Origin of the sequence: Ruminobacter sp. RM87, assembly GCF_000701925.1 — a bacterium.
GTDB classification, from domain to species: Bacteria; Pseudomonadota; Gammaproteobacteria; order Enterobacterales; family Succinivibrionaceae; genus Ruminobacter; species Ruminobacter amylophilus.
Genome location: NZ_JNKD01000018.1, coordinates 1 through 12,864 on the forward strand (window position 1 = coordinate 1; position 12,864 = coordinate 12,864).

Below are 12,864 nucleotides of genomic sequence, written 5' to 3' on the forward strand. Positions count from 1 at the left end.
AAGAGGCATCAACTGGCCCGTTGCCATGGAAGGAGCGCTAAAGTTAAAGGAAATAAGCTACATCCATGCTGAAGCATATGCCGGAGGGGAACTGAAACACGGTCCTATAGCATTGATTGATGAGAACATGCCTACGGTAATAGTTGCTCCGTCAAACGGACTGCTGGACAAGCTTCGCTCAAACATTGAATCTGTTAAGGCCAGAAAGGGATTTGTATATCTCATCAGCGATGAGAAGTCCGCAGTTTCATTCTCAGCTTCAGGTATACCGGAAAACAGTTATTTTGTAATACCGAAGGTTGAGGAAGTGATTGAGCCGATAGTTTATACGGTACCACTGCAGCTTATAGCGTATAAGGTTGCGGTACTCAAGGGAACTGACGTGGATAAGCCTAGAAATCTGGCTAAAAGCGTAACAGTTGAATAAAACACATAATAAACATCTAATGACGATAATTTGTTATCTTTGAAGGGATTATAATGTTAAAAGGAAAGATTGATTCTTCCTCAGGAAGAAAAAATATCTACGGATATTTGCTTGATACGGATAAGAGTGAAAGTAGAAATTGTACGCTTTCAATTGACAATGGAGCTCATAGGATTGTTTGTAAATGTGATAACGATATTTTTACGAATTATACTCAGAATAAATTCGGTCACGGATATCACGGATTCAGAGCTGCTGTTCCCGATGCGTTAAAAGACGGAAAAGAACATGTAGTTGAACTGATTGATGAGGAAACCGGTTCAGTTGTTGATACTAAATCACTGGTATTCAGAAAAGACAAGGAATTGGAAGCAGTCAAAACAGTAATAAACAGTGTAAAGAAAAAGGAAGTCAGCAAACCTTATACTTCCTACAGCACTGATTTGACAAATATTCCCGACGGAGTGAATATTGCGTACATCCTGGATGATAAATACGTAATTCCTACATGCGTTTCTGCAATTTCAGCCATATCGAATAAACACAGTTCTTCCGTATATAATTTCTTTTTTATTACCAACGAAATTTCCGAGCATTGTGCATCTCTTCTGAACAGTCTTTCCAGCAGCACAGTTAATGTATATATAGTTCAAACGGAATTAAACGAGCTTAAGGATCTTCATGTTTTCAGCAGCAGGTCATACTGTGTTGCTACTGAATCCGCTCTGCTCAAATTCAAGCTTCCGAGTTATCTCTCAACACTCAGTAAGGTTTTATACCTTGACGGCGATATTATAATCAGAACTGATCTCAGTGAATTATTCAGTACTGATGTGTCTGATTATTATCTTGCAGCTGTAGAAGATTCAGGAACTCTTTATTCCCAGAATCCGATTGTTTTAAAATATGAAAGGTATTTTAACAGTGGCGTGATGCTGTTGAATCTGGATTTGCTGAGAAAGGAAAATAAACAGCAGGTTTTAATTGAAACCAAGAAAAACAGCAATGATTCAACTCTGATGGATCAGAATGTGTTTAATGAAGTTCTGCAGTCTAAAGTTAAATATCTGTCCATTAAATACAACTGTCTGTTTGTAAATTTAATCCGTGCCTGTCAAAAATTCGAGATGGAGGCACTTAACAAAAAATATAATGAGCAGTTCAGCTCGCTTCCGGAGCTTGCCGAAAAAGCCCTTCTGGTACATTACTCCTCCAAAGACAAACCATGGAAGTTTTCAAATACTCCGCTGGCAGGTGAATGGTATTCATATTATTTAAAGATGTGTCTTGAGTTGGGGCTTCCTAAAGATTCCATCAAGAGGGAATGTTCACTGTTATCTAAAAATGATACGGTATACATAGAGCCTGACAGACCTCGTATTATTGTTTCTATGACGACTTTCCCGGCAAGAATTGGAATTGTACATATTCCATTACAGGAAATTCTGTCTCAATCCGTTCGTCCCGACAAGGTTTTATTGTGGCTTGCAGAACCTCAGTTTCCAAACAGAGAGAAGGATTTGCCGGATGAGCTGCTGAAATTGCAGGAAAAGGGCGTTACCATCTGCTGGGCTAAAGAAGATATAAAGGCTCATAAAAAGTATTTTTATACAATGCAGAAGTACCCTCATGATCTGGTTATCACCGTTGATGACGATCTTCATTACTCTCATTACATGATTGAAAGACTGCTGGATTCCTACAAGCGCAACCCTCATTGCGTCTCTGCATCAAGAGTTCATTTAATGCTGGCTAATAGTGGTGAAGACTCATCACGTATGATCAGACCGTATAAAACATGGAAGCATGAGTATGATAAGTGGGTTAACCAGCCTTCCATGCAGCTGTTTCCGACATGTGGAGCAGGAACATTGTTTCCTCCGTATTCTCTGAGAAAAGAAACTTTTAATATTGAAAAAATCAAAAGAGAGTGTCTTGATGCGGATGACGTCTGGTTAAAGATGAATATGGTTTTATCCGGAACATCTGTTGTTTTGTGTGATGTGCGCCAGAGACTGAGATATGTAGAAAATTCTCAGGATGTTGCCTTATGGAAAACAAATGTGATTGAAGGCAATAATGATGTTCAGATTAATACCTTAATCAGTAACAGCGATCATGCCGACACCATCATTTCTAAGATTTTTGAATATGCTCCTTATCCTAATAAGGAGGCTAAACAGCAGGCCAAAACTTCCCGTGCCAAAAAATAGTTGAGGAAATCATATCCCGTAATCTGACGGTGATGAATTTTATATCTCATACACCTTTCTGTTTAAACAGAAAGGTGTATTCATTATCAGACACATCTCGAGAAATGTTTTATTACTGATTAAAACTGTCAGTCATTCGGTTTTATAACTGTTTTCATGTGATCAGCGTGATATGAACGTTTAAGTTTTGTATATATGTTGCGAATATACTGCTACAATCAGTATATTCCGTAAGTTCGTGTTGGATAATTATAATGGTTGATAGTAACAAAAACAGATTTATCGGTTCTGTCGAGAATGACGGGAAATATACTTTATATTTTTGCTGGGTTCCCGTATACAGATCCATTTTCAGATCGACATATAAAACCGGTGACGGCATCAATAAAATACAGTATCAGAAAAAGTCTGTTTTAGGTGTTCCCGTATATTCTGAAAACATTGAGGATTACGTAAGAACCCGAAAAATTTTAGGTCTGAGTTTTTCTGAGCATTTGGCTTTGGATAGAATTACAGATCTGATAAAACTTCAGGAACAGGGGCTGAATAATTCTTCCAGAGAACTGAAGGAACAGCTTGATTATCTTTCTAATCGCGTTACCGGAATCGAGTCTTCATTATTAAGCAGAATAGAGAAATGTGACAGTTCGTATCAGTCACTGGTTAAGCTCAATTCAGAATCTTCGGATACACTATGCCGTTATTTTAAGGAAATAAAGGATAATGTTGACAGAAGTGTCGGTGAGCTGTCAAAAAGCGTTGCTGATTCAAGAAAGGAGAGTGTTCTTTCAGGTCAGAAGACCATTGAAGAACTTGGCAGAAAAGTACATTCATGCTTCGCAGAGATGAATGATAAGCTAAAGGGAATAAATAAAACCGTAAAGAATAGCAGTGATATGGCATACGCCGATATACTGAAGGCTTTTGAGATAAAGTTTAAAGCAGTACTCGATTATCTGTCTGACAGTGTTCTTGGCACTGAATTGAAACTGTTAAAAAAAGTGGAAGAATATAACAGTAACTGTCTGTATTTTTCGAAACAAGGTTCCGAGTCTTTTGAGAAAATAACAAGGGGAGTAACTGAACTTCAGGAAGTTTTGGAAAGAAGTGTTGACGAATTGTCGGGGAGCATTGTCGATTCTAAAGTTCAGCTGGATGATCTTCACAGGAATCATTCTTCAGATATGGAAGATCTCAAAAATAAACTGAATTCAGGGTTATCTCAGGTTAAGTCCGTTTTGGATAACGTTAACAGTGGCAGGGAGTCAGTATATAAAGACCTTGTCAGCTTGTTTGAAGAAAAGGTTCAGCAGATAACATCAGAGTATTGCAAAAATACTGAAGATATCTCAGCGACTGTCAGAGATTTGGTGACCATGGTTGATGATGCCAGAAAGCAGATAGGTGACAGCAGTAAGAGTTCCTCTGAAGCGTTTGTTAAGGTCGGAGATGAACTTGTCAGGACAAAGAAACTGCTTAATAGCGTTTTTGAAGACTCTGTCAGAAAAATGGGTAACGAATTGAAGGCAGAAATTCAGGGACTAGAAAGTATCTATTCCGACAGGATTCAGACAGGTATGTCTTCCATTGACGAAAAACTTTGTTCAGCAAATAATCACAGATTAGATTTTGCTGATTCACTGCATAAAAGTCTTGATGGTATCAGCGACAGAATCAGCAGTCTGCAGTCATGGTGTGCTTCAGAACTTCATAACGCTTCAACCACCTGCATTGACAGAATAAAATCACTGGAAAGCACCTGCGGTGAATATATTGAACAGCATAAAGAGGCAGATGCCGAGGTTAAAAAAATATCAGACAGAATTGACGAGATAAATGTTGAATCCCTGAATAAGTCCAATGATATGATTGTTAATGTCATTGCAAAGAGGGTGAATGACAGTGTTGACGTGGCCAGAGAAAATGAATGGGCTGCCATATTCAATAATACCATTTATAACAGTTCATGGTTAAACGATAGAAGCTTTTCTCCCGGAAGATGGGCTGTAGGTTATCAGTTCCTGTATGTGATGTACAGAATTCTCAATGAGGTAAAACCAAAGAGTATTCTGGAAATGGGGCTGGGACAGTCTACCCGAATGATTGCGCAGTATGTCAGGGCTTCGTCTGACGTAAATCATTACGTGGTAGAGCATGATCCCGGCTGGATAGAGTTTTTCAGCAACAATTTTGCGGTACCTGAATCCACAACCATTGTTCAGCTTCCTTGGGATTTCAGACCTTATAAAGAAGCTGAAAGGGTTCGCTGCTATAAGGATTTTGCCGCCAATTTTAAAGATAAGGTTTTTGACTTCATATCAATTGACGGGCCTTTGGGCGGAGATATGCATCAGTATGCACGAATTGATACACTGTCCATTGTCCCTGAATCTCTTGCGGAGAATTTTGTGATTATGATTGATGATACTGAACGTTCCGGAGAGATAGGAATGATTGCTGAACTTCTGGCCAAACTCGATGCCGCAGGAATTAAATATAAGGTTGGCCGCTACAGAGGTGAAAAGCAGGCAACTGTTATCTGTTCACTGGCTTGGGGATTTTTATCATCAATGTAACGGATGACATCTGAATGCGGTAAAAGAAATGGCAGAAGTTTTATACTTCTGCCATTTTGGTTTAAGTGCTAACTTACCGTAAAGATAAGATGGCGGTATTATGTGATTTTCTTTTAGAAAGAAACTCTTAAACCGGCGTCCAGGTTAAATGAATTTAAAACCTGCTTATACTGGGTAGTTGGATTCTTGATAGTTCCTAAATAGTAGTAGGTGGCACCCAGATCCAGAGCAAAATGTTCATTGAAGTTGATGGCGGTACCTGCTGATGCGCTAACTGCCAGTCTGTCGGTGGTAGTTTTGCCGCTGCTAAGGGTGTACTTGCTGCCATCTTCAGTTGCATAGCTATAAAGGGAGTATTTATTTGAATGCTTTGCCCAGCCTAAACCCAGACCAACATATGGAGTAAACAGTTCGCTGGTGTAGAAATCCGCATAGGTGTTAAACATTACAGCCTGAGACTGAATCTTGTTTCTTTCATAACCTGGAGCGTATAACTGTTCTCCTGTTTCTTCATCAGTTCCGGCAGGAATCAAAACATCGTTAACAAATTTTGCACGATTAGTATTGTACCATTCAACTTCAACTCTGCCTCCGACATAACTTTCACCGGCAAACTGTAAACCAATGGCTGGTCTCATGTTAAAGACGGTTTCATGATCAAGGCCGCAATCGTATACGGTTTTGGTTGTTCCGGAAATTTCATCATGGCATCTGGCATCAAGATCCTGGAAACCGGCACCTGCCTTAAAGCTTATATATGGTCTAACGCCAACAACCTTTGAATCTGCTGCAGATGCGGTTGATGATAAGACAGTTGCAGTTAAAACGGCTAAACCGATAAGACTTTTTTTAATCATTATATTTTCTCTCAAAATCAGTATTCTTATTTCTGAATAAGAATTGTTTTTATTTATGAAAAGCAATTTGATTCTGCGTAACAAAAATGCTCAGCGTTTTATTTTGGTCTCTGAGCGAAAAGTTATTGCCAACATACAGAACTTTAAAAGTAATAGTAAGTTATAATAAGTGCGATTGAATGTCAAGAAATATTAAGCATTATGTTATAAAAAAGTTATAAAAATAGCAATTTTGTTGTATTGACGTATTGAATGAATGCTGATGAAATTATGGAGGAAAAGAGATGAAAATTAAGTCAAACCTAGTGTGTTTAATGTATTTAAATCTGATGAAATTTCTGTCACATCAGGTGAACCATATTTGGGGGCGTAAAAGTTCGGCTTCGTATATTCTTCAATAAGTACCTGTTTTGGCTGCAGGGACAGAATAACAGAAGGCTGAATCAACTGATTCTGCCTTCTGATTTTGTTTATATGTTTATACGCGGATTTAATCCGTCATGACATAACTTCCTTTATTCAAGGGAAGAGGTAATCAGTCTGGATTTTTTTTACCTGTCATCAACGCTCTTGATATCGTTGATATCATTTTCGTCTGAATAACGTTCATGATATTCAGGAATCTTATCATCGTACTTAGGATCCAGAGATACGGAAACCTCCATCATTGAGGTATCATTCTTCTGAGATACGTTTACGTGAACCTGTTCATCATTGATTTGTACGTACTTCTTTATAGCATTGATGATATCAAGCTTCAGCTGAGGCAGAAAATCAGGACCGTCACGGTTTTCACGATCGTGAATGAGTACCAGCTGTAATCTGCTTTTGGCACTGCTGCTGGCGGTTTCTTTTTTTCTGTAAATAAGATCAGTTAACCATGACATAGTTATTTCTTCCCTAATAAACGTTTGAAAATGCCAACCTTCTGGGTGAATCTGAAGTCAACGTGCTGACCGAGAATACGCTTAACGGTATCCATGTAGGCCATGCCTGCGTCAGAACCCTTGATGTAAACGGTAGGCTTACCGAGGTTGGATGCTTCGAGTACGGACTTGGATTCAGGAATTACACCGATAAGTTCGATGCTTAGCAATTCAATTACTTCGTCCATGCTGAGCATGTGTCCGCCGTCAACTCTGTTAGGGTCGTAACGGGTGAGCAGCAGGTAAGGCTTGATTGGTTCAAGACCATATTCGGCTCTGCGGCTCTTTGAGTCAAGAATACCGATGATTCTGTCAGAGTCTCTTACTGATGAAACTTCCGGATTGGTGGTCACAATGGCGATGTCTGCAAAGTAGAGAGCCATGAGAGCACCGGTTTCGATACCTGCAGGAGAGTCACAGATAATGTATTCAAAACCCATGTCGTCAAGTTCGCGCAGAATACGGTGAACGCCTTCCTTTGAAAGTGCATCCTTGTCTCTGGTCTGGGAAGCTGGAAGAATATACAGGTTAGGGCAGTTCTTGTCCTTGATTAAAGCCTGTCTTAAGGTGGCTTCCTTCTTGATTACGTTTACCAGATCGTAAACTACACGACGTTCACAACCCATTACGAGGTCAAGATTTCTTAAACCTACGTCGAAGTCGATAACAGCGGTCTTCTTTCCTAGGAGAGCGAGACCTGAACTGATTGATGCGCTGGAAGTGGTTTTACCTACACCGCCTTTACCGGAGGTAACAACGATGATCTTTGCCTTGAAATCAGCCTTGTAATCAATTTCTTCCACTTCGGCTGCTTCAGTTGCTTCGCCGGCTTCATTTTCAACTTCCTGACTGATTTCTTCTGCTTCAGCTTCTGTTTCAGCCACTGTTGAGTTTTCCAACTCTACGTCTTTATTTAAATCACTTGCCATTTAGTGCAGTATCCTTGTTAATTAACTTGCGGATTCGGTTTCCTGAATCCTTTTATGAATTTGTGTTATGTTACAAACGTAAAACCTTATCGGACTCTTTCCGAATCTTTTGTAAAGCAGTCTGAACATACAGACATCTTCTCAAAAGTCAAGTTCAAAAGCCCGTTAAGGTTTCACCTCAATAGCATATGACTGTACGGTAATGCCCGCCTGTTATCAGGCGTCTGTACAGTCACCGTAAATATAACCTGTTTATCAGGTATATAGTAAGCAGTTTCCATTCATATTATGACGAACAACAGGTATGTTACATCATTTTAACGATGATTAGAAACTACTTTATCCATCTTTGCGGATTATCACTGAATTTTATATTCAAGAACCCCGTTTTTCAGTGAAACAAGTACTCCTTTGCCAATCACTTCCGGCGGCATGTTTTCAATGGTGGAGTAGATGCCTGCAACGGAAACCAGCTGAGGTTTGAAATCATTGCAGTAGATAATGCTTGTGGTGTTCCTGCGTCCGCCAGCCTGAATTCTGCCTCTGACGCTGCCGAATACGTAAATGCAGTCATCGGCCGCTATCTCGGCTCCGTCACCCACGTTTCCGATAATCACCAGGGATTTGTTCTTTGCGTACAGACTGTTGCCGCTGCGTACGTTACCCACATGAATCATGGTGGTTTCCGGATTGGCCGCAATCTGAGGAACAGATTGAGGCTGGTGTTCAGCCTGAGTGTTCTGAGCTTTTTCCTGTACAGGTTCCTTTACAGGAGTTGTTTCAGCGGTCTGTCTGATTTCCTGAGGCTGCTGGGCATGCTTTACCGGAGTTACCACAACTGTGGAAGGAGCAGGTCCCATGGACATTTTGTGTTCCACTGTTTTGATGTCAGGTGCGGAAGCGGTGGAAATTCTGTCGGTTAAGCTGCCTTTAATACCGGCGGAGAATACGGATCCGGAAGGTGCTTCCTCGTCGGTTCCGAAAGGATTCTCGATTATGATGTCGTTAGGTCTGTGGAGATTCGGTTCGTCATCTGAAACCACGGCCGTATTAATCTTTATGCCCTGTTCGGCAGGAGCTGCGGTTCTGGCTGAACCGACTATGATGCCGTTGCTGTTCGTAATATTGTTAACGGTATGAGCTGCCGGAGCCGCGTGAACAGGTGCTGCAGAGGTAGAACCTGATGATGCCGCCTGACTGTTTCCTGAAATTCCGCCCGGTACGAAAACAGGGAGCTTCCATGTCTTTATGAAAAGGGCGATTTTAGGATTAAGGGTAGCACAGAGGCCGATAATGTTGAATCCGAGTTCAGCGGCGTATGCCTTGATTTTATGGAAGTCAAAGCCGTGAAGATCTCCGGCGTTTTCCAGAGCCAGAACGATGGGAGTTGATTTGAGAGATTCATTATCCTGACACTGATTGAAATATTCGCATACGAATGCCGTGTCACATCTGTCGAGATGCAGGGTGTTTATCAGATATCCTTCTGTTTTTAATGCAGGGCTGGTCATTGTCTTACCGATTATTGTTATAACTTATTGTCTACACAAACATGTTAAAAAATTTTAGCACATTTTGTAATTATTAGGATTTTTTTTGCCTGCACAGTTCACACAATAACCAAAAACATAAGGAGTTCCGGGGATGTCCTGAGCATTGCAAACAGAGATAAGCTTTGTGCAGGTTAAAAATATGAATAATCATTGTACGTTTTTTCCGCATTTGTGGTATATATAGGAGGCCACGTGATGATAATCTCATCGTGACCGTTTTGGTTTTCCGGTGGACTGCGGCTGACACGGCAGTCCGTCAGAAACAGGTATGTTTTAAATTCATTGTCTGTCTGCAGACGAGGTTTGATATGAAAAATATGTTACTTAAGGTCGTTCCCTGTGCGGTTCTTCTTGCTGCTGGTGCTTCTGCTTATGCTGCCGATGGTTATCAGGATGACACTTCCGCGAGGGGATTCAGAATAAGACCTTATATCGGCGGTACCGCAGGAGTTGCCTTTACAAATCTGGATTATACTCATGATGATCACCATCATCATGATAATCATGAGCATAATGTTGATGACGGTGCTTCTTTTATTGTCAATCCTCATGTCGGTCTTGATTTTGAACATTCATCCGGTATGGGATTCAAGGTCGAGGCTGAAGGATTCTTCCTTAATAATGATGACTATTCCATGGATGTATGGGGTGATGACCATACTGTCTACAGGGATACAATGACGGTGAAGTCTTCAGGCATGTTTGTCAACGTAATAGGTAACTATCACATCAACAGTGTTGTAGTACCATATGTGGGAACAGGTCTGGGTTTTGCCAGAAACAGATCTTCAATCAGTGGTTTCACCGAACACAACACCGAACTGGCCATAAACGTCAAGGCAGGTACCGAACTGATGCTTAATGATCACTTCGGCTTTGATGTGGGCTTGAGATATGCTGATTACGGTGAAGTTTCCAAAGACTATTTCTATGAAAAACTGCAGCTTGATTCCTTTGATCTGTATGCCGGGTTCAATCTGAAGTTCTAGGAGAATTCATCGGTTTACAGCATGTGAATGAAATAAAAACCCATTGCTGCCAATGGGTTTTAACGAGGTTAATAAAAAATAATCAGAGATTATTTCTTCGTGATGATTAGTTTAATTTCGGAAAAACTTCATCAAGAAGGTAGTGTCTGACTTCTTCCTGAAGCTTTGGATGGCGCAGGGCGTATTCAATGAATGCTTTCACATATCCGAATTTTGAACCGCAGTCCAGTCTTCTTCCCTTAAGCACAAAAGCTTCAATCTCTTCCTGTCTGAGCAGGAGTTTTAAGGCGTCAGTCAGCTGAATTTCATCGCCGGCACCGATAGGTGTTTCGTCAAGCAGATTCCAGATTGCAGGAGAAAGAACATATCTGCCCACAATGGCAAGATTTGAAGGAGCTTCCTCAACCTTAGGCTTTTCGCTGAATCCTTTGATGGTGATGTCTGTTTCCGGTTCAATGACTCTGTTCTTGAATTCTTCAGGAACGTCGATAACACCATAGGATGATGTATCTTCCACAGGAACCTGTTCAACCATGATCTGGCTTTTCCCGGTTTCTTCATAGCGGGAGATCATTTTTTTGAGATTGTCCTTTGAGTAGTCTGAACTGTACTCATCAATCAGATCGTCCGGAAGAATTACCGCAAAAGGTTCACCGTTAACCAGTGATTTTGCGCAGGAAATAGCATGTCCGAGCCCTTTGGCTATACCCTGTCTTACGTGCATAATGGTTACGTCGTGAGGACAGATTGACTGTATTTCGTCAAGAAGCTGGCGTTTAACACGCTTTTCAAGGGTTGCTTCAAGCTCGAAGCTTCTGTCAAAATGATTTTCTATGGCATTTTTGGATGAGTGGGTAACCAGAATTATATCCTTGATACCTGCAGCCACGGCTTCGTTAACCACGTACTGAATAAGAGGTTTGTCGACTATAGGCAGCATTTCCTTCGGTATTGCTTTGGTGGCAGGAAGCATTCTGGTGCCTAAACCTGCCACCGGTATAACGGCTTTAGTGATCTTCATTTTTTGTGTTGTCTCCGCAACTTGCTATTATATGATTATAATTTAATCCTTAATGTTGAATAATGTTAGATTGATTTCCTGAATTTTCTGTAGGCGTACATTATTGATGAAATGTTCTGTAAATGCCATTAAATGATAACCCGTTTTTAACATTTTTTTAATACTTGTCACGTTATCACAAAAAAAATAATTATTTGTCCTTTACAGTCTCATCTTTTATGATGATTTAGTATTATAGGCATGGGGATTAATCTGTAGTTTGAATAAGATAGGGTTATTTGGAAAAACACATGAGTTACAACAGCAAGTTTGAGGAAGTTTTTAAAAAGGTTTCGATAGACAGCTATGCTGATTTCAGCAAGGAGATGAAGCTTCAGTGGAACAGACTGAAGAATCAGCACTACGATATGGAAAAAAGCTGTCAGTTTTATGACTGTAAGGATCTGGTTCGTGAAAATCTGAAAAACAGATTTTCGGTGTATCTGGGGAATGTGCTTTTTGATCTTCTTTTGAAGGAACCTGAACAGAGTGAAGACAAGAAGAATCTTTTTGTTATTTTTACTGCGTCAAGAGAACCATCTGAAGCTATCCCCGTTTTCAAAAGAAATTCATACATGCCTTTCTGTCCGGGATATGTTCTCAATGTGTCGGATCCGATGCTGTCAATGTATAAACAGTTGCGAAGGGGATGGTTTTACGGTACTCGGAAGGAAGCTTATATTGAATATCTTGCCGTTATTGTAAACAGAATAAGAGAACTTCTCGGCATTGAAAACCGCAATGTGTACTTTTTCGGCTCCTCTGCCGGCGGATATGCTTCACTGCAGATATCCAATTATCTTGACGGAACCAACCATATAGCGGTAAATCCGCAGATTGACCTGAAGCAGACTTCCGCAAATTCGATGCTAAGCAAGCTTTTAGGTACGACAGTGGATGAAAAGGATCCTTTCAGAAGGAATGAAACCTCAGACATAATCAAAGAAAACATCTCGACAAACAGATATCTCATCATTCAGAATCTTACTGACGAAAATCACTGCAGCAAGCATCTTTTTCCTATGCTGAAGAATTTAAACGTCAGTGAGCTGAATTACGGTCTTAATCAGGTTCATGACAATATGCTTGTCTGGATTTATGATGTCATAGGCGGTCATGTGGCCCAGGGAGATCGTCTGATTTTTTCTCAGGCCGTCTATATGGCAATGCGTTTAAGTTCACCTGATTTCAGGATGGAAGCCCAGGATAATTTCCTTTTCCAGAATTTTTCATGTGTTTGGAGAATGAGAGACTGGTATAAGAATGTAATTGATACCAAGTAACAGTTACTTCCGACACAACAGATGTGTTCACATGAACTGCATTTCCGCATC

10 protein-coding genes are annotated in these 12,864 nt (G+C 40.4%); 5 read left to right on the forward strand and 5 right to left on the reverse strand.

Features of this window, described 5'->3' with window-relative positions:
• The 3 genes from T489_RS0105515 to T489_RS0105525 all read left to right on the forward strand — a co-directional run.
• On the forward strand, window positions 1-427 hold a 427-nt coding region (locus tag T489_RS0105515; RefSeq protein WP_031579053.1), incomplete at its 5' end, for an SIS domain-containing protein.
• Between the two features lie 53 nt (window positions 428-480).
• On the forward strand, window positions 481-2,640 hold the full coding sequence (locus tag T489_RS14150; RefSeq protein ID WP_051621816.1) for a glycosyltransferase family 8 protein: 2,160 nt from the start codon (window positions 481-483) through the stop codon (window positions 2,638-2,640).
• 254 nt (window positions 2,641-2,894) lie between these two features.
• A complete protein-coding gene (locus T489_RS0105525; RefSeq protein ID WP_031579055.1) occupies window positions 2,895-5,216 on the forward strand; it encodes a class I SAM-dependent methyltransferase in 2,322 nt (773 codons plus the stop codon).
• 113 nt (window positions 5,217-5,329) lie between these two features.
• Here T489_RS0105525 and T489_RS0105530 read toward each other — a convergent pair whose 3' ends face one another.
• From T489_RS0105530 to minC, 4 genes are all read right to left on the reverse strand, one after another.
• Window positions 5,330-6,073 carry an outer membrane protein gene (locus T489_RS0105530; RefSeq protein WP_157608071.1) on the reverse strand — a complete coding sequence of 248 codons (744 nt, stop codon included), beginning with the start codon at window positions 6,071-6,073 and terminating at the stop codon, window positions 5,330-5,332.
• A 551-nt stretch (window positions 6,074-6,624) separates the two neighbouring features.
• Complete coding sequence (minE, locus tag T489_RS0105535) at window positions 6,625-6,960, reverse strand: cell division topological specificity factor MinE (RefSeq protein ID WP_031579057.1); 336 nt, start codon at window positions 6,958-6,960, stop codon at window positions 6,625-6,627.
• A 2-nt stretch (window positions 6,961-6,962) separates the two neighbouring features.
• Window positions 6,963-7,928, reverse strand: a complete 966-nt coding sequence (minD, locus tag T489_RS0105540; protein ID WP_084155418.1) for a septum site-determining protein MinD — start codon at window positions 7,926-7,928, stop codon at window positions 6,963-6,965.
• A 359-nt stretch (window positions 7,929-8,287) separates the two neighbouring features.
• On the reverse strand, window positions 8,288-9,439 hold the full coding sequence (minC, locus tag T489_RS14155) for a septum site-determining protein MinC (RefSeq protein WP_051621817.1): 1,152 nt from the start codon (window positions 9,437-9,439) through the stop codon (window positions 8,288-8,290).
• A gap of 350 nt (window positions 9,440-9,789) precedes the next feature.
• On the opposite strand from minC, the gene T489_RS0105550 reads away from it, so the two are divergent.
• Window positions 9,790-10,470, forward strand: a complete 681-nt coding sequence (locus tag T489_RS0105550) for an outer membrane protein (protein WP_157608073.1) — start codon at window positions 9,790-9,792, stop codon at window positions 10,468-10,470.
• A gap of 106 nt (window positions 10,471-10,576) precedes the next feature.
• Here the strand turns inward: T489_RS0105550 and galU are convergent, their stop codons facing one another.
• Window positions 10,577-11,491, reverse strand: a complete 915-nt coding sequence (galU, locus tag T489_RS0105555) for a UTP--glucose-1-phosphate uridylyltransferase GalU (protein ID WP_031579062.1) — start codon at window positions 11,489-11,491, stop codon at window positions 10,577-10,579.
• Between the two features lie 290 nt (window positions 11,492-11,781).
• On the opposite strand from galU, the gene T489_RS0105560 reads away from it, so the two are divergent.
• Window positions 11,782-12,813 (forward strand): hypothetical protein, encoded by a 1,032-nt coding sequence (locus T489_RS0105560; protein ID WP_031579063.1) that lies wholly within the window; start codon window positions 11,782-11,784, stop codon window positions 12,811-12,813.
• The last annotated feature ends 51 nt before the right edge of the window (window positions 12,814-12,864 follow it).